Annotated in this window: 29 protein-coding genes, 1 tRNA gene and 3 pseudogenes; 20 read left to right on the top strand and 13 right to left on the bottom strand. The window is 66.0% G+C overall.

Going from position 1 to position 21,361, the window contains the following annotated elements; translation table 11 throughout:
• Both H2037_RS16260 and H2037_RS16255 read left to right on the top strand, forming a co-directional pair.
• Nucleotides 1–308, top strand: a pseudogene (locus tag H2037_RS16260) (hypothetical protein); the annotation flags it as partial.
• On the top strand, nt 308–439 hold the full coding sequence (locus tag H2037_RS16255; RefSeq protein WP_292124056.1) for a hypothetical protein: 132 nt from the start codon (nt 308–310) through the stop codon (nt 437–439). The pseudogene H2037_RS16260 and the gene H2037_RS16255, both read left to right, overlap by 1 nt.
• Nucleotides 440–463: 24 nt before the next feature.
• Here the strand turns inward: H2037_RS16255 and H2037_RS16250 are convergent, their stop codons facing one another.
• Nucleotides 464–1,618, bottom strand: a complete 1,155-nt coding sequence (locus H2037_RS16250; RefSeq protein ID WP_292124054.1) for a hypothetical protein — start codon at nt 1,616–1,618, stop codon at nt 464–466.
• Nucleotides 1,619–1,720: 102 nt separating this feature from the next.
• On the opposite strand from H2037_RS16250, the gene H2037_RS16245 reads away from it, so the two are divergent.
• From H2037_RS16245 to H2037_RS16235, 3 genes are all read left to right on the top strand, one after another.
• Nucleotides 1,721–1,921: a twin transmembrane helix small protein gene (locus H2037_RS16245; protein WP_292124052.1), complete on the top strand. Its 201-nt coding sequence runs from the start codon at nt 1,721–1,723 to the stop codon at nt 1,919–1,921.
• A 19-nt stretch (nt 1,922–1,940) separates the two neighbouring features.
• Nucleotides 1,941–2,513: a cob(I)yrinic acid a,c-diamide adenosyltransferase gene (locus tag H2037_RS16240; RefSeq protein WP_292124050.1), complete on the top strand. Its 573-nt coding sequence runs from the start codon at nt 1,941–1,943 to the stop codon at nt 2,511–2,513.
• Between the two features lie 240 nt (nt 2,514–2,753).
• Nucleotides 2,754–3,092, top strand: coding sequence for a GIY-YIG nuclease family protein (locus tag H2037_RS16235; RefSeq protein WP_292124048.1), 339 nt, complete (start codon nt 2,754–2,756; stop codon nt 3,090–3,092).
• Between the two features lie 194 nt (nt 3,093–3,286).
• Here H2037_RS16235 and H2037_RS16230 read toward each other — a convergent pair whose 3' ends face one another.
• Nucleotides 3,287–3,631, bottom strand: coding sequence for a hypothetical protein (locus H2037_RS16230; protein ID WP_292124047.1), 345 nt, complete (start codon nt 3,629–3,631; stop codon nt 3,287–3,289).
• A 116-nt stretch (nt 3,632–3,747) separates the two neighbouring features.
• Here H2037_RS16230 and H2037_RS16225 point away from each other — a divergent pair, with 116 nt between their 5' ends.
• The 6 genes from H2037_RS16225 to H2037_RS16200 are packed head-to-tail and all read left to right on the top strand — an operon-like array spanning nt 3,748 to nt 6,510.
• Nucleotides 3,748–4,512: an electron transfer flavoprotein subunit beta/FixA family protein gene (locus tag H2037_RS16225; RefSeq protein ID WP_292124045.1), complete on the top strand. Its 765-nt coding sequence runs from the start codon at nt 3,748–3,750 to the stop codon at nt 4,510–4,512.
• Nucleotide 4,513: 1 nt separating this feature from the next.
• Nucleotides 4,514–5,443 carry an electron transfer flavoprotein subunit alpha/FixB family protein gene (locus H2037_RS16220; protein ID WP_292124043.1) on the top strand — a complete coding sequence of 310 codons (930 nt, stop codon included), beginning with the start codon at nt 4,514–4,516 and terminating at the stop codon, nt 5,441–5,443.
• 26 nt (nt 5,444–5,469) lie between these two features.
• Nucleotides 5,470–5,799, top strand: a complete 330-nt coding sequence (locus H2037_RS16215) for a DUF6883 domain-containing protein (protein ID WP_292124042.1) — start codon at nt 5,470–5,472, stop codon at nt 5,797–5,799.
• 5 nt (nt 5,800–5,804) lie between these two features.
• Nucleotides 5,805–6,056: a DUF4926 domain-containing protein gene (locus tag H2037_RS16210; RefSeq protein WP_292124040.1), complete on the top strand. Its 252-nt coding sequence runs from the start codon at nt 5,805–5,807 to the stop codon at nt 6,054–6,056.
• A gap of 4 nt (nt 6,057–6,060) precedes the next feature.
• The gene (locus H2037_RS16205) at nt 6,061–6,363 is read left to right on the top strand and encodes a DUF167 domain-containing protein (protein WP_292124057.1); all 303 of its coding nucleotides are present in this window, start codon (nt 6,061–6,063) and stop codon (nt 6,361–6,363) included.
• A 21-nt stretch (nt 6,364–6,384) separates the two neighbouring features.
• The gene (locus H2037_RS16200; protein WP_292124038.1) at nt 6,385–6,510 is read left to right on the top strand and encodes a hypothetical protein; all 126 of its coding nucleotides are present in this window, start codon (nt 6,385–6,387) and stop codon (nt 6,508–6,510) included.
• Between the two features lie 22 nt (nt 6,511–6,532).
• Here the strand turns inward: H2037_RS16200 and H2037_RS16195 are convergent, their stop codons facing one another.
• Nucleotides 6,533–6,982: a MarR family winged helix-turn-helix transcriptional regulator gene (locus H2037_RS16195; protein WP_292124036.1), complete on the bottom strand. Its 450-nt coding sequence runs from the start codon at nt 6,980–6,982 to the stop codon at nt 6,533–6,535.
• 312 nt (nt 6,983–7,294) lie between these two features.
• Between H2037_RS16195 and H2037_RS16190 the strand changes: the two genes are divergently transcribed.
• Nucleotides 7,295–7,639 (top strand): hypothetical protein, encoded by a 345-nt coding sequence (locus H2037_RS16190; protein WP_292124034.1) that lies wholly within the window; start codon nt 7,295–7,297, stop codon nt 7,637–7,639.
• A 133-nt stretch (nt 7,640–7,772) separates the two neighbouring features.
• On the opposite strand, the gene H2037_RS16185 is transcribed toward H2037_RS16190, so the two are convergent.
• The 3 genes from H2037_RS16185 to H2037_RS16175 all read right to left on the bottom strand — a co-directional run bounded on the left by H2037_RS16185 (nt 7,773) and on the right by H2037_RS16175 (nt 10,198).
• Nucleotides 7,773–8,195 (bottom strand): response regulator, encoded by a 423-nt coding sequence (locus H2037_RS16185; protein WP_292124032.1) that lies wholly within the window; start codon nt 8,193–8,195, stop codon nt 7,773–7,775.
• A 92-nt stretch (nt 8,196–8,287) separates the two neighbouring features.
• The gene (locus H2037_RS16180) at nt 8,288–9,415 is read right to left on the bottom strand and encodes a hybrid sensor histidine kinase/response regulator (protein WP_292124030.1); all 1,128 of its coding nucleotides are present in this window, start codon (nt 9,413–9,415) and stop codon (nt 8,288–8,290) included.
• A gap of 6 nt (nt 9,416–9,421) precedes the next feature.
• On the bottom strand, nt 9,422–10,198 hold the full coding sequence (locus H2037_RS16175; protein ID WP_292124028.1) for an ATP-binding protein: 777 nt from the start codon (nt 10,196–10,198) through the stop codon (nt 9,422–9,424).
• Between the two features lie 268 nt (nt 10,199–10,466).
• On the opposite strand from H2037_RS16175, the gene H2037_RS16170 reads away from it, so the two are divergent.
• From H2037_RS16170 to H2037_RS16160, 3 genes are all read left to right on the top strand, one after another.
• The gene (locus H2037_RS16170) at nt 10,467–10,952 is read left to right on the top strand and encodes a response regulator (protein ID WP_292124026.1); all 486 of its coding nucleotides are present in this window, start codon (nt 10,467–10,469) and stop codon (nt 10,950–10,952) included.
• A gap of 12 nt (nt 10,953–10,964) precedes the next feature.
• Entirely contained in the window at nt 10,965–11,414 is a 450-nt protein-coding gene (locus H2037_RS16165) for a response regulator (protein WP_292124024.1), read from the top strand.
• 182 nt (nt 11,415–11,596) lie between these two features.
• Nucleotides 11,597–13,834, top strand: coding sequence for an ATP-binding protein (locus H2037_RS16160; RefSeq protein WP_292124022.1), 2,238 nt, complete (start codon nt 11,597–11,599; stop codon nt 13,832–13,834).
• A 34-nt stretch (nt 13,835–13,868) separates the two neighbouring features.
• On the opposite strand, the pseudogene H2037_RS16155 reads toward H2037_RS16160, so the two are convergent.
• The 4 genes and pseudogenes from H2037_RS16155 to H2037_RS16140 form a co-directional block, all read right to left on the bottom strand.
• Nucleotides 13,869–13,991, bottom strand: a pseudogene (locus tag H2037_RS16155) (IS6 family transposase); the annotation flags it as partial.
• 113 nt (nt 13,992–14,104) lie between these two features.
• Nucleotides 14,105–14,181 (bottom strand) — tRNA-Arg (locus H2037_RS16150).
• 186 nt (nt 14,182–14,367) lie between these two features.
• Nucleotides 14,368–15,165, bottom strand: a complete 798-nt coding sequence (locus tag H2037_RS16145) for an SDR family oxidoreductase (RefSeq protein WP_292124020.1) — start codon at nt 15,163–15,165, stop codon at nt 14,368–14,370.
• Nucleotides 15,162–15,482 (bottom strand): 4a-hydroxytetrahydrobiopterin dehydratase, encoded by a 321-nt coding sequence (locus H2037_RS16140; protein ID WP_292124019.1) that lies wholly within the window; start codon nt 15,480–15,482, stop codon nt 15,162–15,164. Before H2037_RS16140 ends, H2037_RS16145 begins: the two co-directional genes overlap by 4 nt.
• Nucleotides 15,483–15,634: 152 nt before the next feature.
• Between H2037_RS16140 and H2037_RS16135 the strand changes: the two genes are divergently transcribed.
• From H2037_RS16135 to H2037_RS16115, 5 genes are all read left to right on the top strand, one after another.
• Nucleotides 15,635–16,336: a Crp/Fnr family transcriptional regulator gene (locus tag H2037_RS16135; protein WP_292124017.1), complete on the top strand. Its 702-nt coding sequence runs from the start codon at nt 15,635–15,637 to the stop codon at nt 16,334–16,336.
• A 52-nt stretch (nt 16,337–16,388) separates the two neighbouring features.
• The gene (locus H2037_RS16130; protein WP_292124015.1) at nt 16,389–17,177 is read left to right on the top strand and encodes a class I SAM-dependent methyltransferase; all 789 of its coding nucleotides are present in this window, start codon (nt 16,389–16,391) and stop codon (nt 17,175–17,177) included.
• Complete coding sequence (gene ubiB / locus H2037_RS16125; protein WP_292124013.1) at nt 17,165–18,745, top strand: 2-polyprenylphenol 6-hydroxylase; 1,581 nt, start codon at nt 17,165–17,167, stop codon at nt 18,743–18,745. The genes H2037_RS16130 and ubiB overlap by 13 nt, the downstream gene beginning before the upstream one ends.
• A 13-nt stretch (nt 18,746–18,758) precedes the next feature.
• Entirely contained in the window at nt 18,759–19,244 is a 486-nt protein-coding gene (locus H2037_RS16120) for a hypothetical protein (RefSeq protein WP_292124012.1), read from the top strand.
• 98 nt (nt 19,245–19,342) lie between these two features.
• Nucleotides 19,343–20,158 (top strand): EF-hand domain-containing protein, encoded by an 816-nt coding sequence (locus H2037_RS16115; protein WP_292124010.1) that lies wholly within the window; start codon nt 19,343–19,345, stop codon nt 20,156–20,158.
• A 1-nt stretch (nt 20,159) separates the two neighbouring features.
• On the opposite strand, the gene arfB is transcribed toward H2037_RS16115, so the two are convergent.
• The 3 genes and pseudogenes from arfB to H2037_RS16100 form a co-directional block, all read right to left on the bottom strand.
• Nucleotides 20,160–20,561 (bottom strand): alternative ribosome rescue aminoacyl-tRNA hydrolase ArfB, encoded by a 402-nt coding sequence (gene arfB / locus H2037_RS16110; RefSeq protein WP_292124008.1) that lies wholly within the window; start codon nt 20,559–20,561, stop codon nt 20,160–20,162.
• Complete coding sequence (locus H2037_RS16105; protein ID WP_292124006.1) at nt 20,558–21,016, bottom strand: YaiI/YqxD family protein; 459 nt, start codon at nt 21,014–21,016, stop codon at nt 20,558–20,560. The genes arfB and H2037_RS16105 overlap by 4 nt, the downstream gene beginning before the upstream one ends.
• Nucleotides 21,017–21,060: 44 nt before the next feature.
• Nucleotides 21,061–21,361: pseudogene (locus H2037_RS16100) on the bottom strand (histidine kinase); the annotation flags it as partial.

Genomic DNA, 21,361 nt, shown 5'->3' with positions numbered 1-21,361 from the left:
GCGGGCGCGGGGCGGGCAAGACGCTGGCGGGGGCGTCGTGGATCGCCGACATGGCCGAGCGGCTGGGGCCGGGCGGGCGGCTGGCCCTGATCGGCGCCACCCTGCACGACGTGCGCGAGGTGATGATCGAGGGGCCGTCGGGGGTGATGAGCCTGCCGCGCTGGACCCTCGCCGGGCCGGACGGGGAGCGGGGCCTGGAGCCTGGGCCGTGGCGGGGGCCGGTCTATCAGCCGTCGCGGTGGCGGCCCTGTACGAACAGGGGCGGGTGCGGCACGCTGGAGACTTCGCCGCCCTGGAGGAGGAGCTGATGGCCCTGGGGGCGGCCGAGGACGACGCGCCGGACGAGGGCCATTGGGACCGGGCCGACGCCCTGGTCTGGGCCGTGACCGACCTGATGCTGAACGACCGGAGCGAGGGGCCGCGCGTGCGCCGGCTTTAGGCGGCCCTGATTAGGCGGCCCCGACTAGGCAGCCATGATGGCGAGGTCGTCGGGGCTCTCGCCCCGGCCGAGGAGGCCGGTCTCGAAGTCCATGAAGATGTCCATCAGCTCCTCGACCCCCGGCGGATGGGCGGCGGGGCGGAAGCGGAAACGCCAGTAGCTGACGATATGCTGCACGGCCCCCAGTTGGTCGCCCAGCTTGGCGAACATCGACGGGGCGTCCAGCAGGAAGTCGCGGAAGGCGGTGGGGCGGCCCTCCTGGGTCAGGCGGGCGTAGGCGTCGTCATAGACCCGCAGGGTGCGGCTGACCTCGTCGCAGGTGCGGATGATGCGGCCGCGCAGGACGGCGCGGCTGCGGTCCAGATGCTCGCGGGCCGGGCGGTCGACCTTGCCGGTCGGCTTGATGGTGCGCACCGCCTCGGCGACGACCGCGACCTCGCCCAGCAGGGTCGACAGGGTCCATTTGTAGTAGAGGAAGCCCTTCCAGCAGAAGACCCCCTCCTGATACTGCTCCGGCGCCAGGCGCAGGGTCTGGCGCAGGGCCTCCAGCTGGTCGCCGGGCGTGTTGGACAGGATCTTGGCCGCCATCCGCGCCGCCGACTCCGAGGCCACGGCGACGGTGTCCCCGCCGAGGCTGAGGGTGACCAGGGGCTCGATCTCGCCGTGGACGAAGGCCTGCATCCGCTGCAGGTCGCTGTCGCTGATCGAGAAATAACAGGGCGCCGGGTCCAGACCGCCGCGTCGCAGCTGCTCGCGCAGCAGGAAGGGATCCAGCGACGGCAGTTTGTCGATCAGCCGCAGCGTCTCGATGTCGGGATGGGTCGGGGCGACGCCGAAGGCCTCGGCCATCATCCGCTCGAAGCCGATCTGGTTGACGAAGACATAGCGGCCGCCGGTCTTCAGGTCCTCGTCGTCGATGGGGATGACCACCTTGGTGGCCACCTGGCGTCGGCCGGTGAACAGGTCGGTCTCGTTGCGCCGCAAGCGGTGCTTGATGATCAGGGCGCGGTTCAGGACCGGGGTGCGGAAGATCGGCCGTGCGGCCCAGTCCGGATTGCGCACGGCGCCGTCGGCGCGGCTGTCGCCGTTCTCCTCCCACACGCGCAGCAGGTTCAGCACCCGGGCGGTGGAGGCCGAGCCCCTGAGATGCTCGAGATTGCGAACGACGCGGTCAGTCATGCCGCACAGATTGCAACACCAATGATGACCAATGGCTTAGCTTTACGGGGGGAACGGCAAATTCCGCGCGACCCGAGGCGCGGACGGGCCTAGACTGGCCGCATGCAGATGTTCGACATTCTGGTGATCGCCGCCATCGCCGCTGTCACGGTGACGCTGGGGTTCGGCCTCTATTCGCTGTTCCGGGGCGGGGACTACGCCCGCAGCCATTCCAACAGGCTGATGCGCTGGCGGGTCGGGTTGCAGGCCGTCGCGGTGCTGCTGCTGGTCGGGGGGATGATCTGGAAGGCGACCGGATCTTGAGGGGCGCGGAGGCCCGGTCATGGTGACGCTGAACAAGATCTATACGAAGACCGGCGACGGGGGCCAGACGCGGCTGGCCTCGGGCGCGCCCGTGTCCAAGTCCGACCGCCGGGTCGAGGCCTATGGGGCGGTGGACGAGCTGAACGCCGTGATCGGGGTGGCGCGGCTGAACAGCGGCCAGAACGACCGGATCGACGCCATGCTGGCCCGGATCCAGAACGAGCTGTTCGACCTGGGCGCCGACCTGGCCACGCCGCTGGACCCGCCGCCGGCCTGGGAGGCGCTGCGCATCCTCGACAGCCAGGTGGAGCGGCTGGAGCAGGAGATCGACTGGATGAACGAGAGCCTGAAGCCGCTGGACAGTTTCATCCTGCCGGGCGGCTCGCCCCTGTCGGCCCACCTGCACGTGGCCCGCACGGTGTGCCGCCGCGCCGAGCGCGAGGCGGTGCGGCTGGTCGAAGCGGGGGCCGAGGTCAATGGGGCGGCGGTGCGGTATCTGAACCGGCTGTCGGATCATCTGTTCGTGGCGGGCAGGCGGGCCAATGCGAACGGGGCCAACGACGTGAAGTGGAAGCCGGGGGCGACGCGGTAGGGGCGTAACGCCCTTTCGTCATTCGTCCTTTCGTCCTTCTCTCTTTCGTCATTCCGGGCGAAGGGCCGCTTGGCCCGAAGACCCGGAACCCAGCGGCGCCGAAGGCGAAATCCATCCGCCGCACACTATTGAAAAACCGTATCCGCGACAGGTTCGCGCTCTCGCGCGCCGCTGGGTTCCGGGTCTCCGCTGCGCTGCGCCCGGAATGACGAAAGATTACATATGGTGTAGGTTGTGTGCATGGCGACCCATCGCACCTTTGTCGCCACCTACATCATGGCGAGCGGACGGAACCAAACGCTGTATGTCGGGATGACGTCGAACCTTGTGGCGCGGGCGTGGAAGCATCGAAACGGGACGTTCGAAGGCTTCGCCAAGGAGAACGGCTGCACGCGGCTGGTCTGGTTCGAGCGACATGTGTGGGTTGTGGACGCCATCACGCGCGAGAAGCGGATCAAGGGGTGGAAGCGGGATTGGAAGCTGAAGCTGATCGAGGATTTGAACCCCGGTTGGCGGGATCTGGCGGCGGACTGGTACGAAACGACCGATCCGAACTGGACGCCGCCGGAAGAGGATTGATCACCCTCTTTCGTCATTCCGGGCGAAGGGCCGCTTGGCCCGAAGACCCGGAACCCAGCGGCGCCGAAGGCGAAATCCATCCGCCGCACCATGTTTGAAGATCGAATCCGCGACAGGTTCGCGCTCTCGCGCGCCGCTGGGTTCCGGGTCTTCGCTACGCTTCGCCCGGAATGACGAAAGCAAAGGGAGGGGCTTTAGTTCGCCGGTCGGGCCGCGGCGAGGGCGGCCTTCTGGCGGGTGATTTCGGCGGCGAGGGCGCGGTCCTGGGCGGCGAGTTCGTCCTCGATACGGATCAGTTCGCGATTCTTTTCGTCCGAGGCCTCGGCGCGGGAGACGCCGTTGGGGCGGCCGGTGATCTGGGCGATGGAGATGGGCTGGGCGCAGATACGGTGTTCGATGTCGTACCACTTGCCCGCCGCCTCGCAGCGTTCGCCCGGGGCGACCCAATAGTCCTGAAAGACGAAAATGCCCGCCACCACGACGCCGAACAGGGCGAAGAAGATCATGGACAGGCGGGGAAAGGTCAGAAAGCGCTTCATCTCTGGGTCCGTTGGGCGGGATTTTGCACGGGAGCTTGACCCCGCGTTACGTTGACAGGCCTTCGCGACCGCTCCATGTCCTGCCCCTGCATTCAGGCGATTTCACGGATAGACCCATGAAGGTTCTCGTCCCCGTCAAACGGGTGATCGACTATAACGTCAAGGCCCGCGTCAAGGCCGACCAGTCCGGCGTGGACCTGGCCAACGTCAAGATGAGCATGAATCCCTTCGACGAGATCGCCGTCGAAGAGGCGGTTCGTCTGAAGGAAGGCAAGGAGCATCACGCCGCCGGAACGGCCACCGAGATCGTCGTGGTCTCCATCGGCGTGACCCAGGCCCAGGAAACCATCCGCACCGCCCTGGCCATGGGCGCGGACCGGGGCCTGCTGATCCAGTCGGACACGGACCTGGAGCCGCTGGCGGTCGCCAAGCTGCTGAAGGCGGTGGTCGAGGAAGAAAAGCCCGACCTGGTCCTGATGGGCAAACAGTCCATCGACGGCGACAATAATGCGGTGGGCCAGATGCTGGCCGCCCTGCTGGACTGGCCCCAGGCGACCTTCGCCGGCAAGCTGGCCATCGACGGCGGCAAGGCCACGGTGACGCGCGAGGTCGACGGCGGCCTGCAGACCCTGGCCGCCGAACTGCCGGCGGTGGTGACGGTGGACCTGCGGCTGAATACGCCGCGCTACGCCTCCCTGCCCAACATCATGAAGGCCAAGAAGAAGGAGATCGCCGTCAAGGCGGTCGCCGATTACGGCGTCGACGTCGCCGACCGTCTGAAGGTGCTGAAGGTCGCCGAGCCGCCCAAGCGGTCGGCCGGCGTCAAGGTGGCCGATGCGGCCGAACTGGTTTCCAAGCTCAAGTCCGCGGGAGCGCTGTAATATGGCTGTCCTCGTCATCGCCGATCACGACGGTTCGACCGTTCGCGACACCACCCACAAGACCGTGACCGCCGCCCTGGCCCTGTCGTCCGACGTGGACGTCCTGGTCGTCGGGCAGGGCGCGCAGGCGGCCGCCGACAGCGCGGCCAAGATCGCCGGCGTGCGCAAGGTGCTGCTGGCCGAGAGCGCCGGCCTGGGCAAGGTGCTGGCCGAGGCCGTCGAGGCCACGGTCCTGCCGCTGGCCGCCGGCTACGACGCCATCCTGACCCCGGCCTCGACCGACGGCAAGAATTTCGCGCCCCGGATCGCCGCCAAGCTGGACGTGGCCCCGATCTCGGACATCGTCGAAGTGGTCTCGGCCGATACCTTCGTGCGGCCGATCTACGCCGGCAACGCCCTGGAGACGATCCAGTCGGCCGACGCCAAGAAGGTGATCACCGTGCGCCCGACGGCCTTCGCCGCCGCCGCCGAGGGCGGGTCCGCCCCGGTCGAGAGCGTCGCCGGCGCCGATGCGCCCAAGACGAGCTTCGTCTCGGACGAAATGGTCAAGTCGGACCGCCCCGAACTGGGCGCCGCCAAGATCGTCGTCTCGGGCGGCCGCGCCCTGGGTTCGGCCGACGAGTTCCACGCCGTGATGGAGCCCCTGGCCGACAAGCTGGGCGCCGCCATCGGCGCCTCGCGCGCCGCAGTCGACGCCGGCTACGCCCCCAACGACTATCAGGTCGGCCAGACCGGCAAGGTGGTGGCCCCGGCCCTGTATATCGCCATCGGCATCTCGGGCGCGATCCAGCACCTGGCGGGCATGAAGGACTCCAAGACCATCGTCGCCATCAACAAGGACCCGGACGCCCCGATCTTCCAGGTCGCGGACTATGGGCTGGTCGCCGACTACAAGACCGCCGTGCCGGAGCTGATGGCCGCCCTGGGCTGAGGCTGAGGCTTGGGGGCTGAGGCTTCATGAAACTGCCAGGCGGTGAGCGCGCGGTTGTTCCGGATGGAAAAATCGAAGCCTACTGCCTGTCGGTTCACCACCCCGAGGGTCGGCACAAGGCCCGGGTCTTCGCGGCGGCGCTGGGTCTGACCCTGGCTGATGCGCCGCTGCTGAAGCGCCGACTTCTGGAGGCCGCGCGGGATGCGGATGCGGTCCCGGTCGGCGAGACCGCGTTCGGGACTCTGTACCGGGTGCGCTTCATGCTAGAATATCGGGGTCGTGCGGCGATGATACGCAGCGGCTGGATCGTCGGACTGGATGGCGCACCTCGCCTGACCACGGCGATGGTGGAATGACGACGATGGCTGAAGAACTCGATGTCGTGGCTCTTCTGACGGATCGCCCGGACCTGGGCCTGAAAAAGGGCGACCGGGGCACGGTCGTGATGACGCTCGGCGAGACGGGGTTGCTGGTGGAATTCGCCGACGACAACGGCGTCGAGCGGGCGACCCCGAGCCTGGACGTGGGAGAGGTCGAAGTGGTGTGGCGGATCGCCGATCATCGCACCTCCGTCGACGGCTCCGACCGGGGCGGCCGGCGCGCCGCCGGCTGATCCCCTGGCCCGACTGCCCGTCAAGCTTCAGCCCGGCGCCTCCAGCGACCGGATCGACGGCTGGGACGTGGACGCCGAGGGCCGGCCCGTGCTGAAGGTGCGGCTGCGCGCCCGGCCGGTGGACGGCGAAGCCAATACGGCCCTGATCAAATTCCTCGCCAAGGCCCTGGGGGTGTCGCGGTCCTCGGTCGATCTGGCGCGGGGCGGTCAGTCGCGGCTGAAGATGATCGAGATCGCGGGGCTGGACGATGCGGCGTTGAAGACGCGGCTGGACGGGATCGTCGCGGCTGGTCGAGCGTTTGGTTAAGAGACCAAGCGAGGACTGATCATGTTCCACACCGGACCCGACATCCGCCACAAACATCCCGGCTCGCGCCGCGCGGCGGTCGCCATCCCTGTTGTCGTCGCCCTGTCAGTCCTGGCTTGGTGGGCTCTCGCCGTCATATTGGGCTGACCGTCTCGCGCAATCATCGCAATTACTTGCGGGAGCCCTGTGCCGGAGTCGCGTCCGTCGACGCCTCGTCGCCTTCGAGTTTCCGGCGCAGCGTCAGGATCACCCGGTGTACGGTTTCGAGGTCCCTGGTTTCGACGCCCTCCGCCAGCGCGTTCGCCCAGGGTTCCTGTAGCTCCATCGCCGACTGAAAGGCGCGCCGGCCCTTGTCCGTCAAGACGACGAGCTGCGCCCGCTTGTGATGGGGGTTCGGGGCGAAAGCGACGAGCCCCGTGCGTTCCAGATCGTTGATGATCCTCTGCACGTTCTGGCGGTTGGCGCCCAGATCACGCGCAAGCCAGGCCACCGGCTGCGGACGCTCGGCGGCGACGATGGCCCCGAGCATCTGCCAGCGCGCACTCGTCAAACCGAGCGTCGCGACCAGCCGGTCGCCGGCTGTCACGGCCAGGCTGTTGAACCTGAACAGGTCGAGCATCAACCGCGTCAGGGCGGCTGCAGAAGGGGTTCGCGGCATCGGGACCTCAGTATCGCGCCATGAGGGCGTATTGACATCATCATGTCAATAACCCACTCTAGTTGACACTATCATGCCAATTGGAGTGCAGGCTGTCATGTCGCCGTTTCGCTCTCTTGATCCCGCATCTCAGACGCGGCCTAGAGCTCGGGGAGGGCGCGGGTCATGTCGAAGCTAATCCATCCTCTCGCGGGCGGCGTCGCCCTTGTCACGATCAGCATCTTTTGGCTCTCGACGGTCTTTAGCGAGATCTTCGGCTCCGAAGCCATGGTCGTGGCGGTCAAGACTGCAATCCCGTGGGGCTTGCTGCTGCTGATGCCGGCGATCGCCCTGGCCGGGGGAACAGGTTTCGCCCTGGCCAAGGGCCGCCGGGGCGGCCTTGTCGGAACCAAGATCAGACGGATGCCGCTGATCGGGGCGAACGGCGTTCTCATCCTCATGCCGTCCGCGCTTTTCCTGGCTTCCAAAGCCGGCGCGGCGTCCTTCGACGGCGTCTTCTACGCGATCCAGGTGATCGAACTCGCGGCAGGCGCGGTCAACATCACGCTGCTCAGCCTCAATATGCGCAACGGCCTCATGATGAAGGGCCGACTTCGCGCAGTCGGTAAATCTAGATGACGACGCGCGATGCGGCGCAGGCTGGACGGCCGTTCGAATTTTGACTGGGGGAAGTGGCGCGCCGCCGTGGACGAAGCCGAGAACTATTCTGCCGCCGTGGCATGGGCCGCATAGGTCGGAAACGCGCCATGACCTAGGGAAGCCGGACGACTGTAAACCAGAACTCTTCGATGGAGTTCACGATCGCCCGAAACGACTCCAGACCGACCGGCTTGGTGACGTAGCAGTTCGCACCGAGTTGGTAGCTCTTCACGATATCCCGCTCCGAATCCGAAGACGTAAGCATTACTACAGGTATGTGGCGCAGAGCAGGGTCGGACTTGATGGTCTTCAGCACTTCGCGCCCATCCAGGCGCGGCAGATTCAGGTCCAGAAGCACGAGATCTGGCAAGCCGTCGGGCGAGTCTACGGCCTCCCTCAGATGCTTGATCGCGATGACCCCGTCGACCGCCGTGGCTATTTGAACATGAAGCTTCCCCGCCTCGAGGGTTTCTTGGGTGAGAAAGGCGTCGGCTTCGTTGTCCTCAACCAGCAGAACTTTGATCGGCACAGCCATATTCCTATCCTTAGCGCGGCTCGACGCCGCACCGCGACCAGACATCGAAAATCGAAATTCACCGGTCGTCGATAATGAGTCCGACGTCCCGCCTACGTTGTCAATGGCGCAACCCCTCTCTCCTCCGTCTCCTCGCTATTGGCGTGTTGCGCGGGCGGCAACGGAAGACTTACGAGGAAGGCCGACCCTTTGCCCGGCTCCGACTCACACCAAATTTCACCGTTCTGAGCCAGCACGGCCTTCCGCGCCAGAGTCAGGCCCAGACCGCTGCCTGTATACTCGCTACTGTTATGAAGCCGGGTCAGAGGTTTGAAAATATCCTCTATATATCGAGACTCTATACCTATCCCGTTGTCTTCGAATTTCATGACACATCTGTCGCCATCAACATAGCTTGTCACAATAACCGTCGGCGCTTCGCTCTTGTTATATTTCAAACCGTTTACGATGATGTTCTGCGCAACCTGAGTCATCATGGCGTCGTTTCCGAGTATGCTCGGTGCGGGCGAAACGACGATCCGGCCGCAGCGCTCTTCCAGATAAGGCGCCAGCGACGCACGGACGCCGTCGAGCACCCTGTTCACGGAGATCGCCTCGAACGTCGGAGCCTTCCCGAGCAAGGTGTATTGGGACATGACATCGACGAGATCCGCTAAACGCTTGGCCGCGCCATTCATGAAGGCCAGATGATTCAGCGTGTCGGAAGACCGCCCCCCTTCTATGGCCTCGGTAATCAGGGTCGCAAACGTCCTGATCTGTCGAATAGGCTGTTTGAAGTCGTGAGCCAGCGCATAGGCGAAGTTCTCCAACTCTTCACGTTGCTCGTCGATGATACGGGCTTGCTTGGTCACGCGGACTGCATGTTCAACGGCGCGGCGAAGCGATTCCAGGGTCATGCGCGACTTGGGAATATAGTCGGTCACCCCGCTGGTCAGGGCGTTCGCGGCCAGGACCTCGTCGCCGAAACTGGTGCTGAGCACGATCGGCAAATAGGGGAATGCGCCGCGCAACTCCTGCGCACATGTCAGGCCGTCCAGGAACGGCATGTTGTAGTCGATGATGAGGCAGTCGAACGCCTGATTTTCGCAGGCCTGTAGAGCCAACCTCGCGTCGCATTCAATGTGAATATCGACGTCGGGTATCGCCTGGCGAAGCAACTCCTGAGTCAGCGCCAACTCTGCTGGGTCATCGTCGATCAGACACAGTCTCAGGGGCGACATCGGGATCTAACCTCGCGCTTTACTGGACGCGCGCTGGGGCAGCCGCATTTCGACACAGGTCCCGCTGGCGCAGTCGATTAACCGAACATCGCCTCCGAGCCGCCGGAAGATTCGCCTCGCGATCGTCAGTCCGACGCCGGCCCCCGCGTTGGGATCACGAGGGTTCAGGCGATGGAACATCTCAAAGACCTTCTCGCGCTGCGGCTGTTCGACACCTACGCCGTTGTCGCTGACATGGAGCACCCAATCGTCGGGATCTGCGATCCGCTTGACCACGACCAGCGGCCGCACGTGCTCAGGCGTGAACCGGATCGCATTGTCAAGCACGCGCTCGAAGGCCTGGGTGACCAATTTGGGGTCCATGACCACTTCGCCCAGAGGGTCTGGCGACAGTTCGGCGCCGCGCCGGCGAGCCTCCTCTCCCAGGTTGGACCAGGCCGCCGCCAAGACAGGGTCAGCGGGGGTCAAGATCGGCCTGAGCGGCTGCTGCTGAACACGAGAATAGCCCGCCAATCCTTCGACCTGCGCCTGACCTGTGTCCGCCGCCTGGTTGATGCGGTCGATGAAGTTGCGCTGACGCTCCGAAAGCCCGGCGGGCAGCTCGCGCTCGAGCAGGCCGACAAAACCTTTCACGTGGCGAAGCGTCGTCAGCAAGTCATGGGAGACGATGTAGCTGAATGAAGCCAGCTCAGCCTCAAGTTCAGAAACACGATGTCTCTCGTCTGCCTGGCTATTCGCAGTCGAACACCATTGCTCATTGAAGTCTGTGCCGATCTGGCTCATTTGGCGCTCACTCACAGCTCACCCTCCCAACTGCACAAACCATGGCGCGTAGAGGTGTGATGGTGCCCACATTCTGTAAATAATTGTACCACCCATTTTCATTTTGCAGTGCAGCAAACATTTGCGGATAAACCGTAAGTAAGTTTACTTATAATCAAACTTCGTAGAGGGTTTATTTCTAGGAGAAATGCTTTTATTCAAATCTTAACTATCCAAACCAATGATGAATGCTTGTCATCAATACGATGATTGTATCGATAGCCGGCTAATGGACCTGACGACCTTACCGCTGACGACATCGTCCGCCGAACGTTGGGCGGGGCCTTGTGACGGCACGTCCAGAAGGGCGGAACTGCCGTGGAGCCTGGATGTATTGGCCGTTGATGATGACGCCGCCGACACGGCGCTGATCATGGAAATTCTCCGCCGTCATCCGCGTGTCCGGGATGTGATTTCTTCCCTCACGCCGGAAGACGCCCTGTATCGTCTGGCGAAGAGAGGCTTCCATCCGAACCTGGTGCTCCTTGATCTGAACATGCCGAAGGTCAACGGCTTCACCTTCCTGAAGGCGCTAAGACAGGTGCCGTGGCTGAGGCGCACGCCGGTGGTAATGCTCACGACCTCGCGCCACCCGCACGACCTCGAGCGCGCTCATGAAACGGACATCATGCGCTACATGGTCAAGCCAGACTCGTTTGATGAAATGGAGTTGCGTATTAATGGAGTAATTCGCCAACTGGTTGTAAGGAGCTAGACCATGGCAAGCTTGGATCTGTGCATCGACCCGCAGGACTACCGCCCCGAAATGCTCCAGCCGGCGACCGAGGGCTCGCTGTTGCAAGTCCTATTGGTCGAGGACGATGACGCCGACGCCTACCTGATCTCAGAGGTTTTGATGCGCGACCCTCGGGTCGGCGTCATCCGCAGGGCGCGCGACGGCGTGGAGGCCTTGGAAATGATCGATGAAGGGCGCGCGCCTCCTCACCTCGCGATCATTGACCTGCACATGCCCCGCAAGAATGGCTTCAGCCTCTTGCTGGAACTTTCCGTTCGACCGATTTCAGGTTGCGCCCTGGCGGTCCTGACCTCGTCCGTGGCGGACGCGGACGCGATCCGCTCCAAGCTCAGGGGGGCGAACTACTATCTGACCAAGCCGGTCGCGATGGCCAGCCTGGCGGTCGCGCTATCTGACCTCATCACGGACGTCATAAGTTGATCGCATGAAAACGGCGCCATCAGTCCGGGCCGACATCCATTTGGGCATGCTCGAACGACATTGTAGCCGACCCGAACACTAAGCCTAAGCCAGGCCTCGCAGTTCCAAATAGATTTCGAGTTCAGTTCACATCCAAGAAAACAAACTCTCCTGACAAAGACAGCAGCGGGCGTATATCCACGATGAATATCGCCAAGCGTTTCACCGTCGCCACGGTCGCGATCGCGCTGGTCAGCGCGGCCGTGACCGGCCTTGCTGTAAATCTCGGCATTCAAAGCACCCTGTTCCAAATCGAGCAGCAGACCAGACAGGTTGAAACCACGCGCCTGGCCGACCAGGTCAATCGCAAGATCGAAACCCTACGGCAGGACCTCGTCGTCCTGATGCGCGGAGCGCCGATCGCCGAATTGATGGAGGCGACGCCGGCTGGGGGGCTCCCCCCCCTCGAGCTGGTGGCGGAAACCGAGCGGCTGTTCAAGGCCGAGGCTCTCGCCAAGCCACACTATCTGGAGCTCCGCGCGATCGGAGTCCGCGACGGCGGCCGGGAACTTGTACGGATAAACCAGGCGCAGGGCGGCGGAGACGTTGTTGTCGCATCGCAGGCGGAAATGCAGAGGAAGGGCTACAGAGACTTTTTCCAGAAGACGATCGTCCTGCCGCCGGGCAGGATACATATGTCCGATGTCGATCTGAACGTGGACAAGGGGACTATACAACAGAACCCGATCGTACCCGTGCTTCGAGCCTCTACGCCTGTGTACGGACGAAACGGTCGACCACTCGGCATCGCCATCATCAATGTGGATATGGCGCCCACGCTGAACCGAATTCGAAATCTGGGATATCCCGGCCGAAGCTATATCGTGAATACCCAGGGACACTACCTTCTCCACCCGGACCCTTCGCGAGACTTCGCCTTTCAATTCGGTCCGGCCGCTCGCCTACAGGACGATTTTCCTACGCTGGCGGGCCTGCCCGGTACGAGAAGCCCGAGGACGCACAGGCTGTCGGGCCCCAACGGCGAGAAGATCATCGTGACCGCAGCCCCCGTGGTTCTGCCGGGAGGGGGCAGGATGGTGGTTATCTCGATGGCGCCGTCGTCCGGGACGGCGATCTCGACCCAGGCGCGTAACGTCATCCTGGTGGCCGCCTTGGCGGCCGGCCTCGCCGGAGCCCTGGCGGCCATGCTGGTCGCTCGCACCGTCTCGCAACCCCTGGTCCAGGTCACCGACGCCGCCCGCGCCTTCCTCCAGAAGGGCGATCTCATTTTGCCCCGCGACCGCACGGGCGAGGTGGGCGTGCTCGCTGAAACCCTGCAGCGGATGCACGAAACCATCAGAGACAGAAACCAAGCGCTGGAACTGCAGGAAAGACGCCTGCGTCTGATGATCGACGCTTCCTCCAGCGCGATGCTGATGGTCGACCACCACAGGATCATTCAGCTGGTGAACGCCACGGCCGAAACGACTTTCGGCTACTGCGCCCACGAGTTGATCGGTCAACCCATCGAAATCCTCGTCCCGATCAACGCACGAGCTTCACACCCCGCCCATGTCGAGGGTTTCCTCGCCAACCCCGAGACGCGCGCCATGGGCGCCGGCCGCGATCTGTATGGCCGTCGCAAGGACGGGATGGAGATCCCGGTCGAAATCGGACTGTCGCCGATCACCATGCCTGAAGGCCTGTTCACCCTTGCCTCCATCATCGATATCACCGAGCGCAAGGGTTACGAAGATGAACTGAAGCGAAGCAACGCCGAGTTGGAGCAGTTCGCCTATATTGCGTCGCACGACCTGCAAGAGCCGCTGCGGATGGTCAGCAACTACACCCAGCTTCTGGCTGAAGGTTATCGCGGACAGCTCGACGAGAAGGCCGACAAATATATCCACTACGCCGGCGACGGAGCCCGGCGGATGCAACAGCTGATCTGCGATCTCCTATCCTACTCGCGGATCGGATCTCAGGGCGCGCCCTTCGCGCCTGTGACGGTCGATGAGGTCGTGGCCGACGTTGTCCAGGTTCTTCAGACCAAGATCGACGAGACCGGCGCCACCATCACCTTCTCGGACCTTCCGGTGGTGATCGGCGACGCGGGTCAGTTGCGGCAGCTGTTCCAGAACCTGCTTACGAACGCCATCAAGTTCCGTAGCGATGCCCCGCCCCGGATCACCATCACCTCCAAGTCCAAAAAGGGAAGCTGGATTTTCTCGGTTCAGGACAACGGAATCGGCATGGATATGAAGCATGCGGAGCGAATCTTTGACATGTTTCAGCGACTGCACGAGCGCGGCAAGTTCGAAGGCTCGGGCATCGGTCTGGCCATTACAAGGCGGATCGTGAACCGGCATGGCGGCGAGATCTGGCTGGAGTCCGCACCCGACAAGGGATCGACCTTCTACTTCACTCTTCCTGCCAAATAGCGATCTTCCCCCTCGCTCAGTTTCCGGTTCGCTTCCTCAGCCGTCGGGCGATCAGCGGGCCAGACTTCTTCGTCCAGCAGCGGATGGTCTCGTAGGTGATGTCGATCCCGCGCCGGGCCGACACCTCTTCGACGTCGCGCGGGCTGAGACTGAACCGGAAATGGCGAGGCGCGGATCATCGGCTCACGAACGGAGCTTCTGCGGGCCTTGGCGTCTAGCGATGGTGGGAGTTACGCCGCCGCTGGCGGAGTTCTCGGTTTTAAACCGAAGTGGCGCACCCGAGAGGATTCGAACCTCTGACCCCTGCCTTCGGAGGGCAGTACTCTATCCAGCTGAGCTACGGGTGCGTCTGCGGCGTGACGCCGAAAGGGCCGCTTACAGCAAGCTGACAGCGGCCTCAACCCGAATACGCGGATCAGGGGCCGATGACCGTCTTCGACCACCTCCACCGGCGACAGGCGCGGGGACTTTTCGGCCTCATGTAGCGCGAAGCGCGGTAGGCCCCGAAAACAAAGCAATAGGGCGCATGTGCCCTATTGCGCGGTCATGCCGCCGTCGATCTTGAACTCGGAGCCGGTGACGAACTTGGACTCGTCGGAGGCGAGGTAGAGGACGCAGTAGGCCACGTCGTCGGGCTCGCCGATCCGTTTCAGCGGGATGCCGCGGGTCAGGCGCTCGTGGGCCTTGGCCTCGTCGCCGCCGGCCAGGGCGATGAAGGGGTCCAGGATCGGGGTCTTGATGAAGACCGGATGGACCGAGTTGCAGCGGACGTTCCAGTCGGCCTTGGCGGCCTCGAGCGCCAGGGTCTTGGTGTACATCCAGACGGCGGCCTTGGTGGCGTTGTAGGCGCCCATGCCGGGGGCGGCGACCAGGCCGGCGATCGAGGAGATGTTGACGATCGAGGCGGGGGCGGCGGCGCGCAGATGGGGCATGGCGTATTTGGCCCCCAGCATGATCGAGCGCAGATTGATCTCGTACTGACGCTGCCAGTTGTCGATCGTGTCCTGTTCGACGAAGGCCAGGGGGCCGCCGACGCCAGCGTTGTTGACCAGGACCGACAGGCCGCCCAGGTCGGCGACGGCGGCGGCGATCACCTTTTGCCAGTCGGCCTCGCTGGCCACGTCGTGGGCGTAGGCGAAGGCGGCGCCGGGGATTTCGGCGTTGATCCGCTCGGCCAGGGCGGCGGCGCGGTCGCCGGCGATGTCGGTCAGGGCCAGGCGGGCGCCCTCGCGGGCCATCATCAAGGCCATGGCCTCGCCCAGGCCGCCGGCGGCGCCGGTGATCAGGACGGTCTTGCCGGCGACGCGGCCGGGGCGGGAAAGGGCGGTCATGCGGCGGCTCCCTTCTCGGCGGGGCCCATCTCGGCGGCGACGGCGTCGATGAAGCGGGCCAGGGTCACGTCCCTGTCCGTCACCCCGCCGGCGTCATGGGTGGTCAGCAACACCTCGACCCGATTGTAGACGTTCGACCATTCGGGATGGTGATCCATCTTGTCCGCCATCAGGGCGACGCGGGTCATGAAGCCGAAGGCGGCGTTGAAATCGGCGAAGCGGAGGGCGCGGAAAAGGGCCGGACGGTCGCCGTCGGCGGCGCGCCAGGCCGGCAGGGCCTTCAGGGTTTCCGTCGGGTCAAGCGTGGCGTCGGTCATCGGTTTCCTCTCTTTTCTTCCGGCGTAAGGCGCCCGGAGGACGGCGGCAAGCGCCCAGAAACGGCCCTGAAAGGGTCGCGGAACATATGGCGACGCTTTGACGTTGAGGGCCTGAAAGCGTCGCCGTGTGTCTGAATGGGAGGATGAGTAGGATGGACAATCTGTGGATCGCCGCCCTCGATGCGGAAGACCGCCGAAAGATCGAGCCCCACCTGAAGGCGCGCGAGATCACGCGCGGCCAGATGCTGTACGACGCCGGCGAGGCGGTCGATCAGGTCTGGTTCCCGATCAAGGGGGTGGTGTCGCTGATGACCGTCCTGCCCGACGACAAGATGGTCGAGACCGCCGCCATCGGCCGCGAGGGCCTGGTCGGGGTCACCTGCGGCCCGTTCAACGCCCGCGCCGCCAGTCGGGCCATCTCCCAGCGCGACGGCGTGGCCGCCTGCTGCGCGGCCGAGGTGTTCGGTGAGGCCCTGGACGCGAGCGAAGGCATGCGCCAGGCCCTGTCGCGCTTCACCGAGGGGCTGATGGCCCAGGTGCAGCAGGCCGCCGCCTGCAACGCCCAGCACCGGCTGGACGAGCGACTGGCGCGCTGGCTGCTGATGCTGCACGACCGGGCCGAGGACGACCGGTTCGAACTGACCCAGGCCGATATCGCCGGCATGCTGGGGGTGCGTCGCGCCACCGTGTCCGAGGTCGGGACCGTGCTGGAGACCAAGAACCTGATCCAGCGCGGCCGGGGCTGGGTCAAGGTGCTGGACCGCGACGGGCTGGAGGGCGCGTCGTGCGGCTGTTACGGCCTGATGCGCGACGTGATGGACGATCTGGACCTGCCGAGGCCGGAAGCCGCCTGAGAAGGCGCGGATCGGGATGACGGGGACGCATCGACGCGCTAGACCGTCGCTCATGACCGACGCCTCCCCGCACGGCCCGCATTCGTCGGGCGATCGATCCTCTTTCGGCTTCCGCGACGTCGACGCGCGCGAGAAGGTGAAGATGGTGCGCGGGGTGTTCGATTCCGTGGCCTCGAACTACGACGTCATGAACGACCTGATGAGCGTCGGCGTCCACCGGGTGTGGAAGGACATCGCCGCCGCCAAGCTGAACCCCCGTCCGGGCGAGACCATCCTGGATGTGGCGGGCGGCACCGGCGACATGGCGCGGCGCTACGCCAAGATGGCGCGCGCGGCCCAGGCGCGGCGGGGCGGGGACGACGCCACGGTTATCGTGCTGGACTATAACGCCGAGATGATCCTAGCCGGGGTGCACAAGGGCGGGGAGCCGGAGATGAGCTGGTCGGTCGGGGACGCGATGAACCTGCCGCTGCCGGACGCCTCGGTCGACGCCTATTCGATCAGTTTCGGCATCCGCAACGTGGCCCATATCGACAAGGCCCTGGCCGAGGCGCGGCGCGTGCTGAAGCCCGGCGGCCGGTTCCTGTGCCTGGAGTTCTCGCGTCCGACGACCGGGCCGATCCGCAAGATCTACGACGCCTGGTCCTTCCACGCCATTCCGCGCATCGGCGGCTGGGTCGCCAAGGACCGCGACAGCTATCAGTATCTGGTCGAGAGCATCCGCCGCTTCCCCGACCAGGCGGCGTTCAAGAGCCTGATCGAGGACGCCGGATTCCGCAGGGTCTCGGTGACCAATCTGTCGGGCGGGATCGCCGCCATCCATCACGGGTGGGCGATCTGACCAGCCGGATCTATCGCACGGCCCCGCCGCCGCCCGCGACCGTGGCGGTGCAGAATCCGGTGATCGCCTTCCTGCGCCTGCTCGGCTGGCTGGGGGTGCTGGCGCGGCACGACGCCCTGATCCCGCGCGAGGTCACGCCCCTGCTGCCCGTCTGGGCCCGGCCCTTCGCCCGGCTGGTGCAGATGTTCGCCTCGCGCGAAGGGCGCCGGGGGCGGCCGGGCCAGAGACTGGGCAAGGCGTTCGAACACCTGGGGCCGGTGGCGATCAAGCTGGGCCAGGTCCTGGCCACCCGCGCCGACATCTTCGGCCTGGAGTTCGCGCGCGACCTGGGCCGGCTGAAGGACGCCCTGCCGCCCTTTTCGCAGGAGGAGGCGCGGCGCGAGATCGAGAAGTCCCTGGGTCGGCCGGTCGAGAGCCTGTTCACCGACCTGAGCCCGCCGGTCGCCGCCGCCTCCCTGGCCCAGGCGCACCGGGCCACCCTGGCCGACGGCCGGGCCGTGGCGGTCAAGGTGCTGCGGCCGGGGGTCGAGCGCCGGGTCGCCAACGGTCTGGACGCCATGCGGCTGGGCGCCGCCCTCGTGTGGAGGCTGGTTCCGATGGCGCGCCGGCTGGAGCCACAGGCCTTCGTCGAGACCATCGCCAACTCGCTGGATCTGGAGCTGGACATGCGGCTGGAGGCGGCGGCGGCCAGCGAGATGGCCGATGTCCTGGCCAAGGACGGCTATATGTCGGCCCCCGCCGTCATCTGGGACGGGGTGGGCAAGCGGGTGCTGACGCTGGAATGGGCGCCCGGCGTGCCGATGACCGATCCGGCCCTGGCGGACCTGCCGGGCCTGGACAGCGATCTGCTGGCCGACAATGTGGTGCGGGCCTTCCTGGTTCAGGCGTTGGACCACGGGGTGTTTCACGCCGATCTGCACGAGGGCAATCTGTTCGCCAGCGCCCCGGCCCATCTGACGGCCATCGACTTCGGCATCGTCGGGCGGCTGGGACCGGCCGAGCGACGCTATCTGGCCGAGATCCTGTGGGGCTTCATCAGCCGCGACTACGACCGGATCGCCCGGGTCCATTTCGAGGCCGGGTATGTCCCCGCTCATCATTCGGTCGAGACCTTCGCCCAGGCCCTGCGCGCCGTCGGCGAGCCGGTGATCGGCCGCGCCGCCAGCCAGGTGTCGATGGGGCGGCTGCTGGGCCAGCTGTTCGAGATCACCGCCCTGTTCGACATGCGGCTGAGGCCCGAACTGATCCTGCTGCAGAAGACCATGGTCTCGGTCGAGGGGGTGGCGCGCCGGCTGCAGCCCGACCACGACCTGTGGAAGGCGGCCCAGCCGGTGGTCGAACGCTGGATCCGCCGCGAGCTGGGGCCGCAGGCCCAGGCGCGCGACGCCCTGAACGAGATGATCGCGGCGGCCCGGGCCATCTCGCGCCTGGTGCAGGAGCCGCCGCGTCCGGCGGCGGTGGTCATTGAAAAGTCGGGAACCCCGGCTTGGGTGACGGCTTCCGTCACGGTGGCCGTGCTTGCGGCCCTGACGGCCCTGGGCCTTTCGCTGTGGCCCTATCTGCACTGACCGGAGCCTTCGCATGAAGACGACCCTGATCCAGACGGTTTTCGCCGCCGCCCTGCTGGCGGCTCCTCTTTCCGCTCAGGGCCAGGTCGTCGCCGGCATGGTGCCCAATGCGTTCGACGGCGCCCCATCCGGGCAGGCCCCCAGGCAGGCCGCGCCCGTGCAGGCCCCCGCGGTGGAGGCTTCCGTTCCCCAGGCTCAGGCCCCGGACGTCGCCCGGTCGGAAGAGGCGCTGCGCGGCGTGATCGCCGCGGTCCAGGGCGCCGGTTTCGACTATTCGGTGTTCACGCCGGACCTGGCGGGGCGGATGCGTCAGCTGTCGCCGGAGGTGACGCCCCTGATCAAGAGTTTCGGCGCCCTGCGGACGGTCGAATTCCTGCAGGCGGAGGGCGACGCCCATCTGTTCCGCCTGACCTTCGACAACAAGGTGACGGAGTGGATGATCCTGTTCGATCCCGAGGATCGGATCGCCGGACTGCGGTTCCGTCCGGTCGAGGGCTGAAGGTAGAGGGTAGGAGGCTTGGGGGGCCACGCTAAGGCCAAGCTGATGCGCTAGAGCCCGGACAGACGGCGTTTTTCCGTCCAGCCAGGGTTTCAGCCATGAAATATTCGCTCGCCGGCCTCGGGTTGCTGGCCAGTCTGTGCGCCTGCGCCGCCGGGCCTCGCGGCGGAGAAGGTCCGCCCGGCGGTCCCGCCGGTTTCGGCGAGGGCGGACCGCCCGAACGGGCCCAGATCTTCGTCAGCCCCTATGGCGAACTGTTCGTCTCCCAGCCGGGCGAGCCCTATCCGGTCGCGGCCTGGTTCGCGGTCGCCGACGTCGACGCCGACGGCCGACTGACCGCCGAGGAGTTCGCCGCCGACGGCGACCTGTGGTTCACCAAACTGGATCTGGACGGCGACGGCGTCATCGGCCCGGCCGAGATCGGCGCCTATGAACGCTCGGTCGATGCGGCCTTCGCGGCCCTGGGCGCGATGGACATGCCCGGTCAGGACGGTGGTCAGGGCAGCGGTCGGGGCGGCGGTCGGGGGCGCGGCCCGGGCGCCGCGCCGGACGGCGGCCGGATGAATCTGGGGGACGTCTCGGGCGACGCCGACCAGGCAGGTCCGCCGATGGGCGGAGGCCAGGAGGGCGGCGGTCCGGGCGGCGGCGCCCCGCGCCCGCGTCAGCAAGCCTATCGCGGCGGGACCGAACGCCTGGCCCGCGCCGGCCTGTTGTCTGTGCCCCAGCCGGTGCGGGCGGCCGACCGCAACGCCGACCAGAAGATCACGCCCGAGGAATGGACCGCCGCAGGCGAGCGCTGGTTCGTCCTGCTGGACCAGGACCATGACGGAGTCCTGACGCTGGAGAGCCTGCCCAAGACGGCGATGCAGTCGGGGCCTGTGGGACGGGGGGGCGGACGCCCGCCGCGCCGCTGATCTAGTCCAGCGAGGGCTTGCCGCGTCCCGACTTGATCGAACCGCGGCTGGTCTTGGCCTTCAGCCGGCGCTCCTTCGAGGCCTTGGTCGGCCGGGTGGGGACGCGGAAGACCGGGCGGATCGAGGCCTCGTCCACCATGGCCTGAAGCCGTTCGACGGCGTCGGCGCGGTTGCGCTCTTGCGTGCGGTGGCGGACGGCGGTGATCAGGATCACCCCCTCGAGCGTCAGCCGACTGCCGGCCAGCTTCATCAGCCGCGCCTTGACCGGCTCGGTCAGGCTGGGCGAGTTCTTGACGTCGAACCGCATCTGGACGGCGGTCGAGACCTTGTTGACGTTCTGGCCGCCCGGTCCGCCGGCGCGGTAGAAGTGGAACTCCAGCTCGTCCTCGGGGATGGTCGTCATGTCGTCGCCCGGCGCGCCTTGACCACGGCCTGGTCCAGGGCCTGGAGGAAGCGCGAGCGGTCGGCGGCCGAGAACGGCGGCGGACCGGATGTCGCCACCCCCATCGACCGCAGATGCTCGCCCACCATCCGCCCGGCCAGGGCCGAGCCGATCGAGTCCGGGGTGAAGGCCTGGCCGTTGGACTTCAGCGCCTGGGCGCCGGACTTCAGACAGCGGTCGGCCAGGGGGATGTCGGCGGTGATCACCACGTCCCCGACGGTCGCGCGCTCGGCGATCCAGTCGTCGGCCACGTCCGGCCCGGCGTCGACCACCACCTGTTCGATCAGGGCCTCGCGCGGGATCTGAATCCAGCTGTTGGAGACCACATAGGTCTTCAGCCCATAACGCCGGGCCACGCGATAGACCTCCTCCTTCACCGGGCAGGCGTCGGCGTCGATGTAGAGGGCGGTCGGCATGGGCCTGACCTAGCGCGGACGGGGGTGGGGCGCCACACCCTCCCTCATGCGACCGGCGACGGGGGCTCCAGAGGGAAGACGATCTCCACCTCCAATCCTTCACTCGCCCAGTTTCGACTCAAGGCGCCGCCCAGTTGCCGGGCCATATTGGTTTGCAGCGAAGAGCCGAAACCCTGGCGCGTCGGCGCACTGACGGGCGGGCCGCCAACCTCGCGCCATCTCAGGGTCGCCTGACCGTCCTTGATCGCCCAGTCCACGCGGATGCGGCCGCCGCTGCGGCTGCAGGCTCCATATTTGCTGGCGTTCGTCGCCAGCTCATGCAGCAGCATGCTGAGGGGCTGAACC

The organism is Brevundimonas sp. (genome assembly GCF_013912065.1).
Taxonomy (GTDB): Bacteria; Pseudomonadota; Alphaproteobacteria; order Caulobacterales; family Caulobacteraceae; genus Brevundimonas.
This window is presented reverse-complemented; position numbering and strand designations above follow the sequence as displayed.

Coding starts and splice junctions, on each gene's coding strand:
- H2037_RS16160 (WP_292124022.1), top strand. CDS start 11,597: ATGAATATCGCCAAGCGTTTCACCGTCGCCACGGTCGCGATCGCGCTG.
- H2037_RS16175 (WP_292124028.1), bottom strand. CDS start 10,198: ATGAGCCAGATCGGCACAGACTTCAATGAGCAATGGTGTTCGACTGCG.
- H2037_RS16170 (WP_292124026.1), top strand. CDS start 10,467: ATGGACCTGACGACCTTACCGCTGACGACATCGTCCGCCGAACGTTGG.
- H2037_RS16135 (WP_292124017.1), top strand. CDS start 15,635: ATGGACAATCTGTGGATCGCCGCCCTCGATGCGGAAGACCGCCGAAAG.
- H2037_RS16225 (WP_292124045.1), top strand. CDS start 3,748: ATGAAGGTTCTCGTCCCCGTCAAACGGGTGATCGACTATAACGTCAAG.
- H2037_RS16215 (WP_292124042.1), top strand. CDS start 5,470: ATGAAACTGCCAGGCGGTGAGCGCGCGGTTGTTCCGGATGGAAAAATC.
- H2037_RS16130 (WP_292124015.1), top strand. CDS start 16,389: ATGACCGACGCCTCCCCGCACGGCCCGCATTCGTCGGGCGATCGATCC.
- H2037_RS16250 (WP_292124054.1), bottom strand. CDS start 1,618: ATGACTGACCGCGTCGTTCGCAATCTCGAGCATCTCAGGGGCTCGGCC.
- H2037_RS16180 (WP_292124030.1), bottom strand. CDS start 9,415: ATGTCGCCCCTGAGACTGTGTCTGATCGACGATGACCCAGCAGAGTTG.
- H2037_RS16220 (WP_292124043.1), top strand. CDS start 4,514: ATGGCTGTCCTCGTCATCGCCGATCACGACGGTTCGACCGTTCGCGAC.
- H2037_RS16210 (WP_292124040.1), top strand. CDS start 5,805: ATGGCTGAAGAACTCGATGTCGTGGCTCTTCTGACGGATCGCCCGGAC.
- H2037_RS16115 (WP_292124010.1), top strand. CDS start 19,343: ATGAAATATTCGCTCGCCGGCCTCGGGTTGCTGGCCAGTCTGTGCGCC.
- H2037_RS16105 (WP_292124006.1), bottom strand. CDS start 21,016: ATGCCGACCGCCCTCTACATCGACGCCGACGCCTGCCCGGTGAAGGAG.
- H2037_RS16140 (WP_292124019.1), bottom strand. CDS start 15,482: ATGACCGACGCCACGCTTGACCCGACGGAAACCCTGAAGGCCCTGCCG.
- H2037_RS16240 (WP_292124050.1), top strand. CDS start 1,941: ATGGTGACGCTGAACAAGATCTATACGAAGACCGGCGACGGGGGCCAG.
- H2037_RS16195 (WP_292124036.1), bottom strand. CDS start 6,982: ATGCTCGACCTGTTCAGGTTCAACAGCCTGGCCGTGACAGCCGGCGAC.
- H2037_RS16145 (WP_292124020.1), bottom strand. CDS start 15,165: ATGACCGCCCTTTCCCGCCCCGGCCGCGTCGCCGGCAAGACCGTCCTG.
- H2037_RS16185 (WP_292124032.1), bottom strand. CDS start 8,195: ATGGCTGTGCCGATCAAAGTTCTGCTGGTTGAGGACAACGAAGCCGAC.
- arfB (WP_292124008.1), bottom strand. CDS start 20,561: ATGACGACCATCCCCGAGGACGAGCTGGAGTTCCACTTCTACCGCGCC.
- H2037_RS16230 (WP_292124047.1), bottom strand. CDS start 3,631: ATGAAGCGCTTTCTGACCTTTCCCCGCCTGTCCATGATCTTCTTCGCC.
- H2037_RS16200 (WP_292124038.1), top strand. CDS start 6,385: ATGTTCCACACCGGACCCGACATCCGCCACAAACATCCCGGCTCGCGC.
- H2037_RS16245 (WP_292124052.1), top strand. CDS start 1,721: ATGCAGATGTTCGACATTCTGGTGATCGCCGCCATCGCCGCTGTCACG.
- H2037_RS16120 (WP_292124012.1), top strand. CDS start 18,759: ATGAAGACGACCCTGATCCAGACGGTTTTCGCCGCCGCCCTGCTGGCG.
- H2037_RS16255 (WP_292124056.1), top strand. CDS start 308: ATGGCCCTGGGGGCGGCCGAGGACGACGCGCCGGACGAGGGCCATTGG.
- H2037_RS16235 (WP_292124048.1), top strand. CDS start 2,754: ATGGCGACCCATCGCACCTTTGTCGCCACCTACATCATGGCGAGCGGA.